The following is a 19,568-nucleotide window of genomic DNA, read 5'->3' as shown; positions in this document are numbered from 1 at the left end:
TTGATAACAGGATCGCCGGAATAATAATCCGGCGATCTCTTGTTTGTCTGGATAGGTAATAATGGCTCGTTTTGCTACCGGATCAGGTCCATCTCAACGCCAGCTACGCGTCAGCGAGCAGGTGCGACATGCGGTTTCACAAGTGCTGCAACGGGGCGATGTGCGGGATGACAAGCTTGAGAATGCCGTCATTGCAATCTCCGAAGTGCGCATGTCACCGGATTTGAAGATTGCTACCTGTTTCGTATCGCCCGTCGGTGCAACGGATAGTGAAGGTGTCATTACCGCCTTGAACAAGCATGCTAAATTTATCCGCGGGCGTGCAGGCACATACCTTAAATCCATGAAATATATGCCGGAGTTTCGCTTTCGCATTGATACAAGCTTCGATAATTACGCGAAGATTGACGCTTTGCTGCGCAAACCGGAGGTCACACGCGATCTGGATGATGACCATGACGATGATGATGGCGGTGATCCGAATCCGGGTGATGTGCCGGGACATGGCGATAATTAAATGGCAAGACAGCGCAAGAAAAAGGGCCGTCCGGTATCCGGCTGGCTGATCTTTGACAAGCCGAAAGGCATGGGCTCGACGGAGGCCGTCTCCAAGATAAAATGGCTGTTCAAAGCGGAAAAAGCTGGTCATGCGGGCACGCTTGATCCCTTGGCTTCGGGCATGTTGCCGATTGCCCTGGGCGAGGCGACCAAAACCGTGCCCTATGTGATGGATGGCACAAAGATTTATCGCTTCACGGTGAGCTGGGGTGCCGAACGCACGACAGATGATCTGGAAGGTGAAATCAGCGCTACATCGGATAATCGCCCAGACGAAGCGGCGATCAAGGCGGTACTGCCGAAATATACTGGCGTGATCCAGCAGACCCCACCGAAATTCTCAGCCATCAAGATCGCTGGCGAACGGGCCTATGATCTGGCACGCGGCGGCGAAGAGGTCGAGATACCTGCGCGAGAAGTCGAGATTGACCGACTTGAGCTGATTGAACGCCCTGACGAGGCTACTGCAATTTTTGAAGTTGAGTGTGGCAAAGGCACCTACGTGCGCTCGCTCGCCCGCGATATGGGTCGTGATCTTGGGTGTTACGGCCACATTGCCGATCTGCGTCGAACGGAAGTTGCGCCTTTCGATGAGGCAGATTTTGTAACACTCGAAGAACTAGAAGCTGCACATCCCCCGGCACCTGCCGAAGGGGAGGGTGACGAAGGCTCATATGAGCGTCTTGCCGAACGTTTCTCTGTTATGGATGCCTTTTTGATCGATACGGGCGCTGCGCTGGAAAGTCTGCCGCAAATTGCCATATCTGACGATCAGGCGCATCGGATTCGCATGGGCAATCCGATTATTTTGCGAGGCCGTGACGCACCTGTGGAGGCTGATGAGGCCTGTGTAACAGCCAAGGGCAAGCTTCTAGCCATTGGCTTTATCGAGCATGGACAATTCAACCCCAAGCGGGTTTTTGCGCATTAGGCCTTTACATAGACCCAGGCTTTGATGCCGGATTTCAGGCGGACTTCAATTCGCTTGTAGTCTGAAACCTCATAGGCATCGGCAGCAGCGAGTTCTTGCTCGGTAATGTGAAATAGGGTTCCCTCTACCTCGTCTGCAGGATTACCACTCGGCCTGACAATGGGATGAACATTGCTACCGCTTGCCCGAATGACATCGGGATCAGTGATTTCCACCATTGAGCGGCTGAACCCCGGAATGGCATCCTTGTAACCGGTAAGCAACCGCCCGAACGACGATATTTGAACGCTCTCCAATTGCAGGGTCCCGTAGGAGAATAGGTTGATCCAAGGAGTGTCATTCATAATGCAAGGCTTCCCAATTTAGTTGGGAGCATATTTGCGGCAAATGCTTTCACATTCGCAATAGCGAAAATCAGCGCTATCGGCCGGAAAAGCTCCAAGAATCATTTGCGACTGGTAATTCGTCACAATTTCGACTATACGGCCCCAAGCTTCAGGCTTTGTCTGTCGCTTTAACTGGCCCCCGCTGGACGACATCCCGGCCGTGGGCATCCTGTTTTCCTCTTCAAAAGAAAGGATATACGATGTCGATAACCGCTGAACGCAAGCAGGCAGTGATCACTGAATATGCAACGAAGCCAGGCGATACCGGTTCTCCGGAAGTCCAGGTTGCAGTTCTGACAGAGCGCATTGTCAATTTGACCGAACATTTCAAGGACCACAAAAAGGATAACCATTCCCGCCGTGGTCTTCTCAAGCTCGTCTCGACGCGCCGCAGCCTTCTTGATTATCTCAAGAAGATTGATCAGAGCCGCTACCAGACGCTGATCGAAAAGCTCGGCCTGCGCCGCTAATAACGGATTGAAACCGGCGGTGACATTTCTGTCCCGCCGGTTTCTACTCATTCCTTCAAGGAATGAAGAATACCCATGAGACAGGTCATGGGGCAGGATTGCTGGCAACTCGTTATGCGAGTTGCAAATTGTCTTGCCCGTGATTGGTCTAAACGAAACGGAAGAAAGATGCTGCGATCCAAAGGGAAGCGCGTTTTTCTCCACTCAAGGACAAGATATGTTTAATCAACACAAAGTTGAAATCGAATGGGGCGGACGTCCGCTCATTCTGGAAACCGGCAAGATTGCCCGCCAGGCTGATGGCGCGGTTCTGGCCACTTATGGTGAGACAGTCGTGCTTGCCACTGTTGTTTCCGCCAAGGCACCAAAGGCTGGTCAGGACTTTTTCCCACTGACTGTCAACTATCAGGAAAAGACCTACGCAGCCGGCAAAATTCCTGGTGGTTACTTCAAGCGTGAAGGCCGTCCCAGCGAAAACGAAACACTGGTTTCGCGCCTGATCGACCGTCCGATCCGTCCTCTCTTTGCTGACGGCTACAAGAATGACACCCAGGTCGTTCTGACTGTTATTCAGCATGATCTTGAAAACAATCCGGACATCATCTCGCTGATCGGCGCTTCCGCTGCTCTGACACTTTCCGGCGTTCCTTTCATGGGCCCGATCGGTGGCGCACGCGTTGGCTACATCAATGGCGAATACCGCCTGAACCCAACTGTCGATGAAATGCCTGAATCGAGCCTAGATCTGGTCGTCGCCGGTACAGGCGAGGCAGTTCTGATGGTTGAATCGGAAGCCAAGGAATTGGCTGAAGACATCATGCTCGGCGCTGTCATGTTCGGTCATCGCAGCTTCCAGCCGGTTATCGATGCGATCATCAAGCTTGCTGAAGTCGCTGCCAAAGAGCCACGCGATTTCCAGACCGATGACCTTTCAGCAGCGGAAGCTGCTGTCCTCAAGGTTGTTGAGGCAGATTTGCGCGCCGCTTACAAGATCATTGACAAGCAGGATCGCTACAACGCGGTTGACGCTGCCAAGGCTAAGGTGAAGGCGCATTTCTTCCCCGAAGGCGTTGAAGAGCCAGAATTTTCCGCAGAAGAAATCGCGACCGTATTCAAGTCAGTTCAGGCGAAGATCGTTCGCTGGAACATTCTCGACACAGGCAGCCGCATCGATGGCCGCGATCTTTCAACAGTTCGCCCTATCGTTTCGGAAGTTGGTCTTTTGCCTCGTACACACGGTTCGGCTCTGTTCACCCGTGGTGAAACACAGGCCATCGTTGTTGCTACGCTCGGCACAGGCGAAGACGAGCAATATATCGACTCGCTGACCGGCATGTACAAAGAGACATTCATGCTTCACTACAATTTCCCGCCCTATTCGGTCGGTGAAACAGGTCGCATGGGTTCGCCAGGCCGTCGTGAAATCGGTCATGGCAAGCTTGCATGGCGTGCTATTCATCCGGTTCTGCCTGCCAAGGAACAGTTCCCTTACACGCTGCGTACAGTCTCCGAGATCACTGAATCCAATGGTTCATCCTCGATGGCTACGGTTTGCGGAACATCGCTTGCCCTTATGGATGCTGGCGTTCCACTGCTGCGTCCCGTTGCTGGTATCGCAATGGGCTTGATCCTGGAAGGCGAGAAATTCGCTGTTCTTTCCGACATTCTCGGCGACGAAGATCATCTTGGCGATATGGACTTCAAGGTGGCCGGTTCTGAAAATGGTATCACTGCTCTGCAGATGGATATCAAGATCGACGGCATCACCGAAGAGATCATGAAGGTTGCTTTGGCTCAGGCCAAGGATGGCCGTCTGCATATTCTTGGTGAAATGGCAAAGGCCATCACTGAAGGCCGTTCGGAACTCGGTGAATTTGCACCACGCATTGAAGTCATGAACATTCCGACCGACAAGATCCGTGATGTTATCGGTTCAGGCGGCAAGGTCATTCGCGAAATCGTCGAAAAGACGGGCGCGAAGATCAACATTGAAGACGATGGTACAGTCAAGATTGCATCGTCCTCTGCCAAGGAAATCGAAGCTGCCCGCAAGTGGATCCACTCGATTGTTGCAGAACCTGAAGTAGGCGAGATCTATGAAGGCACAGTTGTAAAGACTGCTGACTTCGGCGCCTTCGTAAACTTCTTTGGTCCACGCGACGGCTTGGTTCACATCTCGCAGCTTGCTTCCGATCGCGTTGCCAAGACTTCAGATGTTGTCAAAGAAGGCCAGAAGGTCTGGGTCAAGCTCATGGGCTTTGACGAACGTGGCAAGGTTCGCCTGTCGATGAAGGTTGTCGATCAGGAAACCGGCAAGGAAATCGTTCAGGAAAAGAAGGCTCAGGAAGACGCTGAGTAATCTTTCTTCCATGTAATAATAAAGGCGCGCCCCAGTGGCGCGCTTTTTTCTTGTTATAACTATCTATAGATGGACCCACTCATGGCCAACGGCGCTCTCCAGACACTGTTCCTTCCGTTCGAAGACGAGATACTGCCCGTGCCTGGTAAAGGCGCGTCATGGTTGTTTCTCGGCGCGGAAGCTGATCGCGCTATTGCAGATGAGTGGAAGTCTATCCTGACCTGTCTTCAACCGTTCAAACCGGATTATCTCACCTTGCAGAAGGCAGGATTTAACGCTGTTCCAAGACTACAGGGCGATGAACAGTTTGATGGCGCTTTGATCTTACTTGGCAAGCATCGTGGCCGCAACGAAGGCTGGTTGGCCCAGGCATTGCATCAGGTCAAAGCAGGCGGGCGAATAGTTGTCTGCGGCAATAAAAAACTGGGTGTAGATAGCTTCCGCAAGACCGTAGAAAGCATTGCTCCGGTAGAAGACAGGCTTTCAAAAAACCACGCTGTTGCCTTCTGGTTTGTTCGTGCTAATGGAATAAATGCTGAAAAGATTCAAGAGCTTGCGCCAAAATCAACGCAAGTTGAAAGTCGTTTCAATACGGCGCCGGGCATGTTCTCACACACTGCTATCGACAATGGTTCAGCAATGCTGGTCAAGCATTTCGCAGGACGCATCAGCGGTCATGTAGCGGACTTTGGAGCGGGCTGGGGTTATCTTGCCAGTGAGGTGCTGAAATACCCCGAAAAGCTGAAATCGCTGGACCTATATGAGGCCGATTTCGAAGCGCTGGAAGCTGCGAAAACCAATATTACGGGTGGCGCAATACCCGTTAAGTTCCACTGGCATGATGTAAATAGCGAAGCAATTACAGAGATTTACGACACGATCGTGATGAATCCGCCATTTCATGCCGGGCGAAGCGCCGATCCCACAATGGGGCAGGGATTTATCGCAGCGGCTGCAAAACGAATGAAGCCGGGTGGTCGGCTCCTACTCGTTGCCAACCGGCAAATGCCCTACGAGGCAGGACTGAAATCGTTGTTCAAGCACGTGACGCCCATTGAGGACAATTCCGGGTACAAAATCATTGAAGCGAAGAAGTAGCTCTACCGCACGCAACTAATTTTCGATCTAAGGTAGAGAATTCTCGGTCATTTTCGATGGTTTTTCGGTGAAAATCTGCCGATTCTCTAAATTTTAGGTTCAAACCGGCAGATCAGTTCTCAATTATAGATACTGGCTGGAGATTATTCCTTGCCGTCATCGGATTTTTTCAGCTCTTCCAATGTAGGCATTGAAACAATGTTATAGCCGGAGTCCACATAGTGGATTTCGCCAGTCACGCCGCTTGATAGATCTGACAGGAGATAGAGGGCCGAACGGCCAACGTCGCCAATATCAACTGTGCGTCGCAAAGGTGCGTTGCGCTGCTGATAGGAGAACATGGCGCGGGCATCGCCAATGCCAGCACCGGCTAAAGTCCGCACAGGACCCGCAGAGATTGCATTGACGCGAATTCCTTCCGGACCATAATCAGCGGCCAGATAACGCACCATGGCTTCAAGAGCGGCCTTGGCGACACCCATGACATTGTAGTTCGGCATAACGCGGGTGGAGCCGCCATAGGTCAGCGTCAGAATAGAGCCACCTTCCTTCATCAGCTTTGAAGCGCGCTGCGCGACCTCGGTGAAGGAATAGGCTGAAATAACCATTGTCCGCGAGAAGTTGTCGCGCGTGGTTACATCCGCATAGCGGCCCTTCAATTGTGATTTGTCGGAAAAACCGATGGCATGCACGACAAAATCGATCGTGCCCCATTCTTTTTCCAGGGTCTCGAAAACAGCATCGACTGTTGCAATGTCTTCGACATCACAGGGGAGCAGCAACTTGGAGCCAAGCTGTTCGGCCAAAGGTGCCACACGCTTGCCAAATGCATCACCCTGATAGGTGAAGGCAAGCTCAGCATCATTGTCGGCGAGTTCCTTGGCAATGCCCCAGGCAATGGAATGGCTGTTCGCGACTCCCATGATGAGACCGCGCTTGCCCTTCATCAGATCACCCATTTTGATTCCTCAACCCTCGTAGCGCTGGAAGACCAGCGACGCATTCGTGCCGCCAAATCCGAAGGAATTGGTCAGGACTGTGTTTAATTTTACATTGTCGATGCGCTTGCGCACGATTGGCATATCTTCAAATGCCGGATCGAGTTCTTCGATATTGGCGCTTTCCGCGATAAAATCATTGTTGAGCATCAGCAGCGAATAGATCGACTCATGCACGCCTGTCGCGCCCTGCGAATGGCCGGTCAAAGATTTGGTGGCAGAAATCGGCGGGCACTGATCGCCGGAGCCGAAAACTTCGCGGATCGCCTCAATTTCCTTCAGATCCCCAACAGGTGTAGAAGTCGCATGCGGATTGATATAATCGACCTTGCCCTTGACGTTGGCGATAGCCATACGCATGCAGCGTGCAGCGCCTTCGCCGCTCGGTGCAACCATATCGGCCCCGTCAGAGGTCACGCCATAGCCGACCAGTTCGCCGTAAATCTTGGCGCCGCGCGCTTTGGCATGTTCCAACTCTTCAAGAACGAGAACACCTGCGCCACCGGAAATGACAAAGCCATCGCGATTCTTATCGTAGGCACGCGAGGCGACGGACGGCCGGTCATTGAATTTCGATGACATCGCGCCCATTCCGTCAAACAGCACGGAGAGCGTCCAATCGAGATCTTCGCAGCCACCAGCAAACATCATGTCCTGTTTGCCATATTGGATCATCTCATAGGCATTGCCGACGCAATGGTTGGAGGTCGCGCAAGCCGAAGAGATAGAATAATTCACGCCTTTGATCTTGAACCATGTAGCAAGCGTTGCCGACGCAGTTGAAGACATGGCCTTTGGCACAGCGAAGGGCCCGACTTTTTTGCTGGAGCCGGATTCAATGGTCTTCTCAGCGGCCTCAACAATTGTTCGTGTGGAGGAGCCGCCAGAGCCCATGATGATGCCGGTGCGCTCATTGGAGATATGGCTCTCGTCAAGGCCGGCATCAGCAATGGCCTGATCCATGGCTACATGGTTCCATGCCGTGCCGCCGCCGTGAAAACGCATGGCGCGCCGGTCAACCAGAGTAGACGGGTCGAGCGTTGGAGCGCCCTTGACTTGGCTGCGAAAACCATGGGCTGCATATTCTTCTGCGAAGACGATGCCCGATTTCGCTGTACGCAGGGATTCGAGAACCTCCTGCACATTATTGCCTATAGAGGACACAATACCCATGCCCGTCACAACCACTCGCCGCATTGCGATCTCCTTAAAGGTATTGCATCGGCTTACGCCGCGCTTTCCTTGAACAAGCCAACCCGCAGGTCGGTTGCCTTGTAGATAGTCTCGCCATCGACCTTTAGCCAGCCATCGGCAATGCCAAGGACCAGACGACCGCGCATTACACGCTTGAAATCAATGCCATATTCGACAAGTTTATTTTTTGGCGTAACCATTCCGGTGAATTTTACCTCGCCCGTGGATAGAGCGCGGCCTTTGCCAGGCTCGCCGAGCCAGCCGAGATAAAAGCCGGTCAATTGCCACATGGCATCGAGTCCGAGACAACCTGGCATGACCGGATCGCCAATGAAGTGGCAGGGAAAGAACCAGAGGTCAGGCTTGATATCAAATTCAGCGCGGATATAGCCCTTGCCGTTTTCACCGCCCGTTTCAGAAATCTCGGTAATGCGGTCGAACATCAGCATAGGTGGTGCTGGCAGTTGGGCATTGCCCTGACCGAACATCTCTCCACGGGCGCAAGCCAGGAGCTCTTCGTAGCCGTAGCTTGATTTCTGTTCTGGCATTCTTTCTCCCATCGGTAACTTCAAATCTTGCGCTTGGGGCACACGACATCCAGGCTGCAGGACCCTATCATAGAGTGTTTCCGCCTGAAAACGCTTCCTAGAGCAAACCACGCGCAAATGGAACCCTTGCTTTCACTGGAAACAGTGCGAAACTTATGCGACTGAATCCTTGGCAAAGCACATATTATCGGCGTATTTGCTGCCTATTGATCGATTTCGCAAGACGGCATATATGAATGGTGTAGCACGCTGAATAAAAATCTGTTGTGCGACTTTGGATATCAGTTAACGGAGTGGCACAAGCGCCATGCATATTTCTTATGAAATTGACGCCGACGTTCCCTTACAGGAGCGCCTGCGCTTTGCTGGTCTGAGGCCCACCCGTCAGCGTATTGCCCTTGCAAACCTTATTTTCTCCAAAGGCGACCGCCATCTTTCAGCCGAAGAGCTGCACGAAGAGGCGCTTGGCGCCGATGTGCCCGTTTCGCTGGCGACGGTCTACAATACACTGCATCAATTCACGCAAGCCGGAATGTTGCGCATTCTGGCGGTTGAAGGTGCAAAGACTTATTTCGATACCAATACCTCCGACCATCATCACTTTTTCGTTGAAGGTGAAAACGAGGTCATCGATATTCCAGATGGCTCCGCCATGGTAGGTCATCTGCCGCCTGTTCCTGAGGGCATGGAAATCGTCAACGTCGATATCGTCATTCGACTGCGCAAGAAGCGCGGCTGAAGCGCAGAACGGTCGAGCGTCCAAGGGAAAGCTTGATACGCATCTTTCTGTAAAACGCCGACGCTGTAAACATCACCTTCCGCCTCTTAACTTCGCTTTCAATGATGCGCTTTCCTGCCTATGCCGGAACCGTAATCTTTTGTGATTGCATGGGCGCACGGGACATTTCTTCGATCATTTTGCCAAATTCACAGGCCGCATCAGTTTTATTGCCTTCGCTCCATGCAAGAACAAAAGCAGCGTCGGGCAGCGGCGGCAAGCCATATTGACCATCAACAATTCGCATGCCGGGCCTCACATCATCATCGGGCATGATGGTAATTGCCAGTCCTGAGAGAACAGCGGCGTGAAGGCCATGCTGGCTTGGCGAGGTGAAAACAATGTGCCAGCCCAAATTGGTCTCTTCAAGAGCAGTGGCGCAGGCACGCCGATGAAAACAGGGCGAAGGGGACAAGGCAAGCGGCAGCGATGCACCGGGAGCAAGCGTAAAATTGTCAGCTGCTACCCATACTTGCCGTGTTTTACGCAGGACGGAACCACAATCAGCGTCATTTTCCTTGCATAGCAGCACTGCCAAATCGAGTTGCCCGGCGGCAACCATCGCTGTCAAATCAAGATTGGGGCTGACATTCACATCAAGGGTAATGGAGGGATATGTGCGGCCGAACTGGCAAAGCAGATGCGCCAATTTATCACCCAGGAAATTTTCGATAACGCCGAACCGTACGATCCCTGTGACTGGCGACGGATTGAACCGCTGGGACAGACTGTCCAGCATCACAATAATCTGTTTGGCGCATTGCAAGAAATCGACGCCGCTCGGGGTCAAAGTTAAAGCGCGCGTTGTCCTGTAGAGCAGAGGCGTGCCGACCTGCTCCTCCAAACGTCTTATCTGATGACTGATCGCCGATTGGGTCAGGTGCAAGCGTTGCGCTGCATGGGTGAAGCTGCCGGTATCGACGACGGCAATGAAAGCGCGCAAAAGCGGTGGATCAAAGTCGGGATTCATTTCATGACCAATGTTAATTAATACGCGAAATTATATCATTTCTATCATAAGACATCTCCCTTTACAACGATAGTCACGGGGCACCTGCTGTGTGGTCCTCCGGCACCATTTAACCAGAGAGTATCTACCCATGATCAGTTCTACCTCGGCCAGAACACCGCTTGCTTTGGCAGCGGTCTGTTTGGCTTCGCTCATGTTCGGGCTGGAAATCTCCAGCGTCCCTGTCATCTTGTCAGTCCTGGAGCAGGTTTTGCACGGCAGTTTCAATGAGCTGCAATGGGTCATGACCGCCTATACGCTGGCTTGCACCTCGGTCCTGATGGCAGCAGGGACGCTTGCTGACCGGTTTGGCCGCAAGCGGGTCTTTTTGATCAGTATTGTAATGTTCGGTGTGACATCGCTGGTTTGTGGTTTGGCACAAAATATGGCTGTGCTGATTGCCGCCAGATTTCTGCAAGGGATCAGCGGCGGCATCATGCTGATCGGTCATATATCGGTTCTGTCGCATTTATTTTCCGACGCCCAACAGCGCGCCCGTGCCTTTGCTGTATGGGGCGTCATTTTTGGCATAGGCCTAGGGTTCGGACCCATTATTGGCGGTATGATTCTGGCATTGCTGGATTGGAAATGGGTGTTTCTGGTTCACGCGGTTGTCGCAGCTGTAACCTTTGTACTTGCCTATGCGGGCGTGACGGAATCCTCGGATCAGGAAGCCAAGTCGCTCGACTTTTTTGGCATGGGAACCTACTCGGTTGCGGTTTTCTGCCTCGTATTTTTCATCACGCAGGGGCCTGTTACCGGGTTTGCCAGCACTCTTGCTCTGAGCGCGATCGGGCTGTCTCTAGCTGGTCTTTTCGCCTTTGTAATGATCGAGCGGCACCATCCCTATCCCATGTTTGATTTTTCGGTCTTCAAGGTGCGGAGTTTTTCCGGTGCAATGTTTGGCTCCATGGGCATGAATTTTTGTTTCTGGCCATTCATGATTTATCTGCCGCTCTATTTTCAAGCCGCGCTTGGCTATAGCAATGTGGCGACGGGACTTGCCGTCCTTGCCTATACGCTGCCAACCTTGATTGTCCCGCCTATTGCCGAAAAGCTGACCCTGCGATTCGGACCCGGTACTGTCATTCCGATGGGACTTTTCATCATCGGTCTTGGCTTTGTTTTAATGTGGTTGGGATCAGGCATGGAAAATGCAAGCTGGCTAACCATGCTGCCCGGTGCGGTGCTCGCGGGAACGGGCTTGGGCCTGACCAATACGCCAGTCACCAACACTGCAACGGGAGCTGTGGCAAGCAACCGTGCCGGCATGGCGTCAGGGATTGATATGAGTGCGCGCCTGACTGCGCTTGCAATCAACATAGCGCTTATGGGCTTTATCCTTATCAGTGGTGTTTCGGCGCATTTGCAAAGCGTTGCGCAAGAGGCTCTGTCCGGAACGACGCTCTATTCGGCAGCAGAGCGCATCGCATCAGGAAACCTTGCGGCAATAGCAACCGAATTGCCGGGCCTTTCCGCCTCGGTCATTCGGTCTGCGCTTATCCATGGCTATGGCTGGGTGCTGCTTTACGGTGCAGTCTCGGTGTGGATTCTGGCGCTTTGCAGCTATTTGGTTTTCCGGCCAAAGCAATTGTCGGAAAAAACAGCCTCGGCCTAATCCTCGAATTTCTCGCCGGGATAGGCACCCCAAATCTCGTTCTGGCGCATCCAGCCGCTTGCGCCACCAAAAACCACACGGCAGTAATCACCATTGCAATTCTTCAATGTACCAAGAACACCCGGTTGTACTTTCGCAACAACGGGTGTCTTGTCATCTGCCTTGGCAAAGACATTGAGCATGACCCCGTCCTTGTCCTTTTGCCAAGGTGCAGTCATGCCGGTCCGTTTGCCTGACAGCAATGATTGATACACCCAGCCCTCAGTGCCTTCCGAATCGCGTATCCGCCGCCAATTATCATACTCCTGGACAATTTCGACTGGCAGGCCGGATTTAAGAAACAGCCATGTCACCGCATAATCGCGTCCGGGGCCAACACGCAGATTGACGCGTCCGGGCTTGAGGCTGACGAAACGCGGCAGGGGTAATCCACTGGGGCCGATCTGCCCGGCGGCCTCGGCTTTGACAAGCGCGGGCAGGCTCAGCGGTGCTGCCGTAACGAGCACTGCGGCAAGACTTGTGGAAACGGCGAAAAGGCGGAATTTCTTAATCGTCAACAATATTGGTCCTTCATCGTTCCGTTCAACCTGGTGATTTTCATCTGATCGCGGAACGATCCTTGTTTTTCTTTGTCTTCTATGTCTGGCCTTGGTAGACAGTTGTTCAGGCGTGACAAGTTTCGCGCCAGAGCGGCATAACAGCAATTGCAGTTTGCAATGGTTTGGTTAAAGAGCTCTCAATATTGCAGGCGAAAGGGAGGGGAATATCGGTGAGCAAAAAGCCTCTGGTCGTAATTACCCGCAAATTGCCGGACCCCATCGAAACGCGCATGCGCGAACTTTTCGAGGCACGGTTGAATGTTGATGATCGGCGGTTGACCAAGGCGGAGTTGATCGAGGCGGTTTCGCAGGCCAATGTTCTCGTGCCGACCGTGACGGACCGTATTGATGAAGAGGTCATCAAGGCGGCAGGTCCAAATCTCAAGCTGATCGCCAATTTCGGCAATGGCACCGACAATATTGATGTTGTAGCCGCGGCTGCACGCGGCATCACTGTAACCAATACCCCAAACGTTTTGACCGAAGACACCGCCGACATGACCATGGCACTGATGCTGGCAGTACCGCGTCGTCTCGTAGAGGGTGCGTCCATTCTGCTTGATGACGGAAAATGGGAGGGCTGGGGTCCAACCTGGATGCTCGGCCGCCGTATCTGGGGCAAACGTCTCGGCATTGTCGGCATGGGCCGCATCGGCACTGCCGTTGCCCGCCGCGCCAAGGCCTTTGGCCTTTCAATCCATTATCATAACCGCAAGCCGGTGAGCCCGAAGACCGAAGAAGAGCTGGAGGCGACCTATTGGGAAAGCCTCGACCAGATGCTGGCGCGCATGGATATTATCTCGGTCAATTGTCCCTCGACACCCGCGACATTCCATTTGCTCTCTGCCCGCCGCATTGCGCTGATGCAGCCGACAGCCTTTATCGTTAACACGGCGCGCGGCCAGATCATTGATGAGCAGGCGCTGATCGACCAATTGGATCAGGGCAAATTGTCCGGCGCAGCGCTGGATGTGTTTGAACATGAGCCAGCCGTTAATTCCAAGCTGCGCAAGCTCGCCAAGGCGGGCAAGGTGGTCATCCTCCCGCATATGGGCTCCGCTACGCTGGAAGGTCGTATTGATATGGGCGAGAAGGTCATCATTAATATCCGCACCTTTATCGATGGGCACAGACCGCCAGATCGCGTGCTGCCAAGGGACCGGTGAGAATTTATCGAGATTTGGCAAACCTGTTTTGCGTGGTTCGCCCTTCGACAAGCTCAGGATGAGCTCACCATGAGGAAGATTGGCTGATTGCAAGAGAAGCAGAACGCAGAGAGCTAACAAGTTGGCTCTATCTGCTGCATCCCACCACATTCCTCATGGTGAGCCCCGTCGAACCGCGCGCAGCGCCAATGCTAGGATTTAAATAACGCCGATCGAACCCTCGGCGCTTATACAAAGCTCACGCTCAACAAACCCTGCAAAGTCTCCGCGATCCATCCGCAGGGCCATCGGCGTTGTATGGCCCATTTCCTGGGCAACGATGAGGCCAAGCAGCAAAATTGCGTCGGGCTCGTGCAGGACGATTGCGGCAGGCGCCAGACCCGCCGAGACCAATTCCAGCAAAACGGCTGCTGCCGAAGATGAGCCAATCGTTCCCGGCAGGCAAAGCACTTTGCCGGTGATCGAAACACCATGCTGCGGATGGCGGACATCGGCGATCAAGCCTGTCTTGGGGTTAACCCCGCCCCAGAAGCTGATCGGCGCGGTCAGTACTAGCGCATCGGCACGCGTCGCTTGCCCCTGAACCAGAATTTCCGCCCTCATGCCGATGCACCAAAGACAGGACGCGCCAATATAGCGCTTTCGACGCATTCAGCCATGGAGCCGTAAATGACGCCATAGCCCGTATTGCCCGGCGCGTAATGGGCGAATTTGCCGGAATTGGTCATAAGCACCGCGCCTTCAATATCCGGCAGGATCGGCGTAACCACAACACAGGTATCAGCGACAATGACCACGCCCGACGCCTCCAGCGACTGGCGGCGGTCATTGCCCTCCAATGCGGCAAGCGCGTGGCGTCCAGTGCAGGCATAAAGCGGAATCTTGAGTTTTCGTCCGGCAATGAGGGTTTCAAGCCGGTCAAACTCCGACACCGAAAGATGTGGACTGCCAATGGCGACGGCATCAATGCGCGCCATGTCGCGCGCGGTGGAAAGACGCCGACGCGAATCCGCAATCATCTCGTTCGTTACATGGATGACCGCTTGCGGCGCTTGATGATGTAGCGCGGTCGCCAGATCCGGCGCTTCCGGTGTCACGCCTGCTACATGGAAAAGTCCGACAGCGCCCGCCGAAGCCGAGGCCGCGCCGAAAGCTTTCAAGGCATCCTCCCCAGGATGAGCATGGACCCCAGCCACAACGCCAATGGCATCGCCAATCTCGCGCCCAAACAGACTGCCAAGAATGGGCCATGCAACTTCCGAGCGCAAAAATGCCGGATCAATCGCATCGACGTCAAAAATGATTGTGGCACGGCGGTTTTCCGGTATGTGCAACCCATAATAGGGGGCAAAACCGGCAATGGCGCAGGCAATATCAAGAAAATCGCCATAGCGATTGGTGCGTGCGCCCAGTACTGAGTTGCAGAACACAACCGCATTGGATTCGCCCCATGCGACATCGCTGCCAAGCGCCGGACGATGACCGGCCTGATAGGGCGCGCAGGTCCAGCTTGGCTCGCAGCCAAGCACGCGATAGGCGTCCATCATTCGCCGCGCCATATCGCGCTCATGGGCTGGCAAGCGATTTTTAGAACAGCCGGTAAGATCAAGCGAGCCGACATTCAGCGTGGCGCGCACGGCAACCTTGGCGCCGCCCTCAACCAGCTTTTCTGCGAAAAGCGTGCCGCTATCGCCATGGTAAAGCGCGCCATCAATATGCGCGGAGGCAATTGGGATCAGCGATGGCGCACCCATTAGCCGCGCTGTCGCAGCAACGATACGCATGGCCATGGCGGAACCTTCGCCGCGCGAACCGCTGGCGATTGCGCGCTGTTCCTCGGAAAGTTCAAGCGCCATCGGCTTTTCTGGCCCGGTATTTGATTGTTTCAAAGCGAGAGGTCAGCGCATCGTAAAGGAGGAGCTTGCCGATCAGCGGCTCGCCTATGCCGGTGACAAGCTTGATGACCTCGGTTGCCTGCAAGGTGCCGATGACGCCGGGAAGGACGCCAAGCACCCCCGCTTCGGCGCAGGCAGGAACAAGCCCGGGTGGCGGCGGGTTTGGAAAGAGATCGCGGTAGGAGGGATTTGAACCCCCGTCGCTGTTGGTGGCATAGGGCATGAGTGTGGTCAGCGATCCGTCAAACCGCCCCAGCGCTGCCGAAACCAGCGGGCGCTTTTGAGCAAGGCAAGTATCGGCCAGCAGATAGCGCGTATCGAAATTATCTGAGCCATCGACAACAATATCGTAGCGGCAAACGAGATCGGCGGCATTGTCGGGCGCAAGGCGCATATCATGCACCTCGGCGATGACATGCGGATTAATCGCTGCGATTGCTCGCGCCGCGCTTTCTCCCTTGGGGGAGCCGACCAGCTCGGTCGAATGGATGATCTGCCTTTGCAGATTTGACAGGGAAACACGGTCATCATCGACAATGCCGAGTGTGCCAATGCCCGCCGCAGCCAGATATTGCAGCACAGGCGCACCAAGCCCACCCGCGCCCACCACGAGCACGCGGGCGCGCTTCAGCTTTTGCTGACCAGGGCCGCCAATTTCACCAAGAATGATATGGCGGGCATAGCGTTCAACTTCAGAAGAGGAAAGGGCAGTATTCGGCTGATCGATCATGCTGCTACTCTAGGGGATGATGAACCTGAAACCAATGCGCCGAATTATCCCTCCCTCAAGGAAAACACCACCACCTCTTCGTCATCTTCGGGCTTGACCCGAGGATCCAATTTTCTACCATCTGTCTTTGGACCCTCGGATCAAGCCCGAGGGTGACGGAGAGGTGGTCTGGATGGAATGTCACGGAGATGCCCGCGGTATTATTGCGATCATCCCACCTTTCTTACGGTGAACCCCCCGAGCTTGTTGAAGGGCGAACCACGCAATACTTATGTGCAGCTCTCGTGCTACGCCAAAAACTTCAGCCCGCCGATACCGGCAACAATCAACCCGATACAGACAAGCCGCACCACAGTAGCAGGCTCGCCGAAAATATACATGCCAAGCAGCGCGGTGCCCACTGTGCCAATGCCGGTCCACACCGCATAGGCGCTACCAACTGGCAGATCGCGTAGGGCAATACCAAGAAGCACGACGCTGATAATCATGCTGCCAGCGGTGAGAATTGAAGGCGTAAACTTGGTAAAGCCATCGGTATATTTGAGCCCGATGGCCCAGCCGATTTCGAAAAGTCCTGCGGTTATGAGAATAATCCAGGCCATGACGACCATCCTTTTGAACTGTCGGGCCGTCCCGGATTTGTCTGAAGCGCATTATCGCGTGAAGGTCGTCCTTCACAGATTGATTTAAGGTCGGACGGCGAATTAGGCAAGCCAGCGACGCGATGAGTATTTTTGGTGTTTAACATCAAGGGGAGTGAAAGAGCAGAACAGTCCTTCCCACAAACGGTTTGAAACTATATTCTCCAACTCAGTCGCGAGGGTTTCTCGCCGCAAAAGCAAGGCAAGAGCCGGGGGAGAACGGATGCCATGCCCGAAACGCGCCGCAAGCTGACCACGATCTTTTCCGCAGATGTGCAGGATTATACGCGCATGATGCGCGCTGACGAAGAAGGCACGCTTGACACGCTCAAGCTTTACAGGGAAGCGATGAGCAGGCTGATTGAGGCACATTACGGCCGGGTCATCAACACTTGGGGCGATGGGTTGATCGCGGAGTTTTCCAGCGTCGTGGAGGCGGTGCGCGCTGCCCTCGATGTGCAAACGGAACTTGCCGGTTATAATGCCGACCGTCCGGATGAAACCCGCATGCTGTTTCGTATCGGCATCAATCTTGGCGATGTGATTGCAGAAGGCGACGATATTTACGGGGACGGCGTGAATGTTGCTGCGCGCTTGCAGGCATCGGCTTCTGCTGGCGGCATCGTTATATCCAATACGGTCTATGATCAGGTTCGCAACAAACTGGCGGTCGGATTTGAATGCCTCGGGCAACTTCAGGTCAAGAATATTGAGGGTGGCGTTCTCAGCTATGCGGTGCGGATTGGTGAAGACACAAAGCAGGCGCAGCCTGTTACTCCTGCAGTAAATGACGGGTACAGAGCTGATTTGACCAGAACGGGCGCGACGGCCGCAGCATCTAAAAGCACAAGCCTGGCTTTGCTTGCGATCATTGCCATCGGACTGGTCGGCATCAATTTTCTCTCATGGGACGGCACCTTCTGGTCGCGCTGGCCGCTTCTTGTGTTGGCAGCAATATGGGGGCTGCGCTGGGCTAAAACGGCGGAGCGCATTGATCGCTTTATTGCCGCTCTTGTGGTCATCGGACTGACAATAGCGGGCATCAACATGATTTCCTGGGAAGGGAGATTCTGGGCGGCATGGCCATTACTCGCCATAGCAGTTATTGGAGGTATTCGTTGGGTCATGCGCTATCGCCGCAGTGCTGGCGGTTGATTACCGGCTTGCACCGGGAGCGAAGAAGGACTTCAGACTGAATTTTCTCCCCATCAACCACTTGGTAACCAAGTTTCTTCATTCTCTGTTTTCATCAGTACCTGCCATGGGCGCATGTTTTGCCCTCGGCCTCAATCCTGCCTTGTAAGCAGTGATTTTGCGGGGCGCTGATATGTATTGAGTAAGAGTTCGGGAAGCTTGTATCATGGCGTTTGCAGTCAAGACGGTCGGGGGCGCCAAGCCTGAAGCCAAAAAGGGCCGTCAGCCGGCGCGGGGCTTCCTTTCCGCGGCTATTCTTGCCGGTTTCGGGGTCGTTGGATCACTGGGCACGGTTGCCGCGGTCGTCAGCCTGCAGCGCGCCTTTATCCCCCACGTTTCGGCAAGCGCCGGTGGCCAGGCTTTCAGCCCATTTTCCGGGCATGCCATGCAACATGTTGCCTATGATGCCAATCCAAGCGCACCAAAGTTCCCGCGTATGCCGGAGTTGAACCGGACTGGCTGGCAGGTCAGTGACATGGATGAAGGCTCGGTTATCGGGAAGAACGGCGAAGTCATTGTCATTACCCCGCCCAAGCCGAAAGTAGTGGTGGCAGCAAAGCCGCCGCTTGAGGCAGATGCGTTCGATGCGCGGGCTGCAGGGCTTGATACAATGCAGGTTTCGTCAATCTATACGCCTGTCCGATCCTATAGTTCTCTGGACGCGCCTGCGCCTGCCGAAATCGTCGCCTTGCAGGAGCCCGGCCCAGCCCTTGGCACGTCGCCGCAAGAACCATTCAGCCTTGTTCTGGCGGAGACTGACGTCGAGACGGAAGTTCCATTGCCCGGCATGAAGCCAAAGCGGCTTGCGGATGCGGCAAAGCGCGACGCGCAAGTCATGGCTTACGCGCCGCAGGAAAACAACATTCAGGATATGGCGCCGAGCTACAAGCCCGCTCCTGTTATTACGGCTCGCGCCCGAACGGCGATCTACAGTATCGAGCAGAAGACGGTCTATATGCCGAGTGGAGAGCGTCTTGAAGCACATTCGGGTCTGGGGCCAATGCTAGACGACCCACGCTTCGTGCATAAGAAAATGCGCGGTGCGACGCCGCCACATACCTATAAGCTGACCATGCGGGAAGCCCTATTCCATGGAGTGGAAGCAATCCGGCTCAACCCGGTCGACCCGAGCAAGATTTTCGGGCGCGATGGCTTGCTGGCTCACACTTACATGCTGGGCAAGCGCGGCGATTCCAATGGTTGCCTTGTGTTCAAGGACTACAAGCGCTTCCTTGCCGCTTTCAAACGTGGCGAAATTACACAGCTGGTCGTGGTCGCCCGTTTGCCTGGCGGATCCACAAGTGTTGCGTCACGGTAAAGCCGTTGGTCTTGCGCAATTCCCGACGCAAAACCGCTGACGCTCTCGCTGCAATTGCTCCAAATGTTTTGCAAATTC

General features: G+C 54.2%; 20 protein-coding genes. 10 read left to right on the top strand and 10 right to left on the bottom strand.

From position 1 onward, the window contains the following. Positions 1–61 precede the first annotated feature (61 nt). Positions 62–517, top strand: a complete 456-nt coding sequence (gene rbfA / locus V9K95_RS09795) for a 30S ribosome-binding factor RbfA (protein ID WP_115051419.1) — start codon at positions 62–64, stop codon at positions 515–517. Beyond that, positions 518–1,489 carry a tRNA pseudouridine(55) synthase TruB gene (gene truB, locus V9K95_RS09790; RefSeq protein ID WP_115051418.1) on the top strand — a complete coding sequence of 324 codons (972 nt, stop codon included), beginning with the start codon at positions 518–520 and terminating at the stop codon, positions 1,487–1,489. Here the strand turns inward: truB and V9K95_RS09785 are convergent. Then, on the bottom strand, positions 1,486–1,833 hold the full coding sequence (locus V9K95_RS09785; RefSeq protein ID WP_336440680.1) for a gamma-glutamylcyclotransferase family protein: 348 nt from the start codon (positions 1,831–1,833) through the stop codon (positions 1,486–1,488). The two genes, truB and V9K95_RS09785, sit on opposite strands and share 4 nt — an antisense overlap. A gap of 242 nt (positions 1,834–2,075) precedes the next feature. Between V9K95_RS09785 and rpsO the strand changes: the two genes are divergently transcribed. From rpsO to V9K95_RS09770, 3 genes are all read left to right on the top strand, one after another. After that, positions 2,076–2,345: a 30S ribosomal protein S15 gene (gene rpsO, locus V9K95_RS09780; RefSeq protein WP_008122441.1), complete on the top strand. Its 270-nt coding sequence runs from the start codon at positions 2,076–2,078 to the stop codon at positions 2,343–2,345. A 217-nt stretch (positions 2,346–2,562) separates the two neighbouring features. Then, positions 2,563–4,704 (top strand): polyribonucleotide nucleotidyltransferase, encoded by a 2,142-nt coding sequence (gene pnp / locus V9K95_RS09775; protein WP_115051415.1) that lies wholly within the window; start codon positions 2,563–2,565, stop codon positions 4,702–4,704. 81 nt (positions 4,705–4,785) lie between these two features. Continuing rightward, positions 4,786–5,802, top strand: a complete 1,017-nt coding sequence (locus V9K95_RS09770; protein ID WP_336440679.1) for a class I SAM-dependent methyltransferase — start codon at positions 4,786–4,788, stop codon at positions 5,800–5,802. Between the two features lie 143 nt (positions 5,803–5,945). On the opposite strand, the gene fabI is transcribed toward V9K95_RS09770, so the two are convergent. From fabI to fabA, 3 genes are read right to left on the bottom strand one after another with little or no spacing between them, the layout of a single operon-like run. Next, complete coding sequence (gene fabI, locus V9K95_RS09765; RefSeq protein WP_336440678.1) at positions 5,946–6,761, bottom strand: enoyl-ACP reductase FabI; 816 nt, start codon at positions 6,759–6,761, stop codon at positions 5,946–5,948. Between the two features lie 9 nt (positions 6,762–6,770). Further along, entirely contained in the window at positions 6,771–7,997 is a 1,227-nt protein-coding gene (fabB, locus tag V9K95_RS09760; protein WP_115051413.1) for a beta-ketoacyl-ACP synthase I, read from the bottom strand. Positions 7,998–8,026: 29 nt separating this feature from the next. Continuing rightward, positions 8,027–8,542 carry a 3-hydroxyacyl-[acyl-carrier-protein] dehydratase FabA gene (fabA, locus tag V9K95_RS09755; RefSeq protein ID WP_008122449.1) on the bottom strand — a complete coding sequence of 172 codons (516 nt, stop codon included), beginning with the start codon at positions 8,540–8,542 and terminating at the stop codon, positions 8,027–8,029. 307 nt (positions 8,543–8,849) lie between these two features. On the opposite strand from fabA, the gene irrA reads away from it, so the two are divergent. After that, complete coding sequence (gene irrA / locus V9K95_RS09750) at positions 8,850–9,281, top strand: iron response transcriptional regulator IrrA (protein WP_115051412.1); 432 nt, start codon at positions 8,850–8,852, stop codon at positions 9,279–9,281. Between the two features lie 118 nt (positions 9,282–9,399). On the opposite strand, the gene V9K95_RS09745 is transcribed toward irrA, so the two are convergent. After that, positions 9,400–10,290 (bottom strand): LysR family transcriptional regulator, encoded by an 891-nt coding sequence (locus tag V9K95_RS09745; RefSeq protein ID WP_115051411.1) that lies wholly within the window; start codon positions 10,288–10,290, stop codon positions 9,400–9,402. A gap of 130 nt (positions 10,291–10,420) precedes the next feature. Here V9K95_RS09745 and V9K95_RS09740 point away from each other — a divergent pair, with 130 nt between their 5' ends. Continuing rightward, entirely contained in the window at positions 10,421–11,947 is a 1,527-nt protein-coding gene (locus tag V9K95_RS09740; RefSeq protein ID WP_336440677.1) for an MFS transporter, read from the top strand. Here the strand turns inward: V9K95_RS09740 and V9K95_RS09735 are convergent. Next, entirely contained in the window at positions 11,944–12,504 is a 561-nt protein-coding gene (locus V9K95_RS09735) for an SH3 domain-containing protein (RefSeq protein ID WP_435530078.1), read from the bottom strand. The genes V9K95_RS09740 and V9K95_RS09735 overlap by 4 nt on opposite strands. A 206-nt stretch (positions 12,505–12,710) precedes the next feature. Between V9K95_RS09735 and V9K95_RS09730 the strand changes: the two genes are divergently transcribed. Continuing rightward, on the top strand, positions 12,711–13,712 hold the full coding sequence (locus V9K95_RS09730) for a 2-hydroxyacid dehydrogenase (protein WP_115051612.1): 1,002 nt from the start codon (positions 12,711–12,713) through the stop codon (positions 13,710–13,712). Positions 13,713–13,910: 198 nt separating this feature from the next. On the opposite strand, the gene V9K95_RS09725 is transcribed toward V9K95_RS09730, so the two are convergent. The 4 genes from V9K95_RS09725 to sugE form a co-directional block, all read right to left on the bottom strand. After that, positions 13,911–14,315, bottom strand: a complete 405-nt coding sequence (locus tag V9K95_RS09725; protein WP_336440676.1) for an aconitase X swivel domain-containing protein — start codon at positions 14,313–14,315, stop codon at positions 13,911–13,913. Further along, entirely contained in the window at positions 14,312–15,568 is a 1,257-nt protein-coding gene (locus V9K95_RS09720) for an aconitase X catalytic domain-containing protein (protein WP_336440675.1), read from the bottom strand. Before V9K95_RS09720 ends, V9K95_RS09725 begins: the two co-directional genes overlap by 4 nt. Beyond that, a complete protein-coding gene (locus V9K95_RS09715; protein WP_336440674.1) occupies positions 15,558–16,337 on the bottom strand; it encodes a molybdopterin-synthase adenylyltransferase MoeB in 780 nt (259 codons plus the stop codon). The genes V9K95_RS09720 and V9K95_RS09715 overlap by 11 nt, the downstream gene beginning before the upstream one ends. A gap of 287 nt (positions 16,338–16,624) precedes the next feature. Next, a complete protein-coding gene (gene sugE, locus V9K95_RS09710; RefSeq protein WP_115051407.1) occupies positions 16,625–16,939 on the bottom strand; it encodes a quaternary ammonium compound efflux SMR transporter SugE in 315 nt (104 codons plus the stop codon). Between the two features lie 267 nt (positions 16,940–17,206). Here sugE and V9K95_RS09705 point away from each other — a divergent pair, with 267 nt between their 5' ends. Continuing rightward, a complete protein-coding gene (locus V9K95_RS09705; protein ID WP_307282403.1) occupies positions 17,207–18,133 on the top strand; it encodes an adenylate/guanylate cyclase domain-containing protein in 927 nt (308 codons plus the stop codon). A 205-nt stretch (positions 18,134–18,338) separates the two neighbouring features. Then, positions 18,339–19,490 carry a DUF2778 domain-containing protein gene (locus V9K95_RS09700; protein WP_336440673.1) on the top strand — a complete coding sequence of 384 codons (1,152 nt, stop codon included), beginning with the start codon at positions 18,339–18,341 and terminating at the stop codon, positions 19,488–19,490. Positions 19,491–19,568: the final 78 nt, after the last annotated feature.

The sequence above is a fragment of the Phyllobacterium sp. CCNWLW183 genome (assembly GCF_037203775.1).
In the GTDB taxonomy this organism is placed as follows: domain Bacteria; phylum Pseudomonadota; class Alphaproteobacteria; order Rhizobiales; family Rhizobiaceae; genus Phyllobacterium; species Phyllobacterium ifriqiyense.
Note: the sequence above shows the minus strand (reverse complement) of the source record. Positions and strands in the feature narration are given on the sequence as shown.

What these genes read in the sequence shown, in the direction of transcription:
- V9K95_RS09785 (WP_336440680.1), bottom strand. Translation starts at nt 1,833, where the DNA reads ATGAATGACACTCCTTGGATCAACCTATTCTCCTACGGGACCCTGCAA.
- V9K95_RS09720 (WP_336440675.1), bottom strand. Translation starts at nt 15,568, where the DNA reads ATGGCGCTTGAACTTTCCGAGGAACAGCGCGCAATCGCCAGCGGTTCG.
- truB (WP_115051418.1), top strand. Translation starts at nt 518, where the DNA reads ATGGCAAGACAGCGCAAGAAAAAGGGCCGTCCGGTATCCGGCTGGCTG.
- fabA (WP_008122449.1), bottom strand. Translation starts at nt 8,542, where the DNA reads ATGCCAGAACAGAAATCAAGCTACGGCTACGAAGAGCTCCTGGCTTGC.
- V9K95_RS09725 (WP_336440676.1), bottom strand. Translation starts at nt 14,315, where the DNA reads ATGAGGGCGGAAATTCTGGTTCAGGGGCAAGCGACGCGTGCCGATGCG.
- V9K95_RS09745 (WP_115051411.1), bottom strand. Translation starts at nt 10,290, where the DNA reads ATGAATCCCGACTTTGATCCACCGCTTTTGCGCGCTTTCATTGCCGTC.
- irrA (WP_115051412.1), top strand. Translation starts at nt 8,850, where the DNA reads ATGCATATTTCTTATGAAATTGACGCCGACGTTCCCTTACAGGAGCGC.
- rpsO (WP_008122441.1), top strand. Translation starts at nt 2,076, where the DNA reads ATGTCGATAACCGCTGAACGCAAGCAGGCAGTGATCACTGAATATGCA.
- V9K95_RS09770 (WP_336440679.1), top strand. Translation starts at nt 4,786, where the DNA reads ATGGCCAACGGCGCTCTCCAGACACTGTTCCTTCCGTTCGAAGACGAG.
- V9K95_RS09705 (WP_307282403.1), top strand. Translation starts at nt 17,207, where the DNA reads ATGCCCGAAACGCGCCGCAAGCTGACCACGATCTTTTCCGCAGATGTG.
- V9K95_RS09740 (WP_336440677.1), top strand. Translation starts at nt 10,421, where the DNA reads ATGATCAGTTCTACCTCGGCCAGAACACCGCTTGCTTTGGCAGCGGTC.
- V9K95_RS09700 (WP_336440673.1), top strand. Translation starts at nt 18,339, where the DNA reads ATGGCGTTTGCAGTCAAGACGGTCGGGGGCGCCAAGCCTGAAGCCAAA.
- fabB (WP_115051413.1), bottom strand. Translation starts at nt 7,997, where the DNA reads ATGCGGCGAGTGGTTGTGACGGGCATGGGTATTGTGTCCTCTATAGGC.
- sugE (WP_115051407.1), bottom strand. Translation starts at nt 16,939, where the DNA reads ATGGCCTGGATTATTCTCATAACCGCAGGACTTTTCGAAATCGGCTGG.
- fabI (WP_336440678.1), bottom strand. Translation starts at nt 6,761, where the DNA reads ATGGGTGATCTGATGAAGGGCAAGCGCGGTCTCATCATGGGAGTCGCG.
- pnp (WP_115051415.1), top strand. Translation starts at nt 2,563, where the DNA reads ATGTTTAATCAACACAAAGTTGAAATCGAATGGGGCGGACGTCCGCTC.
- rbfA (WP_115051419.1), top strand. Translation starts at nt 62, where the DNA reads ATGGCTCGTTTTGCTACCGGATCAGGTCCATCTCAACGCCAGCTACGC.
- V9K95_RS09715 (WP_336440674.1), bottom strand. Translation starts at nt 16,337, where the DNA reads ATGATCGATCAGCCGAATACTGCCCTTTCCTCTTCTGAAGTTGAACGC.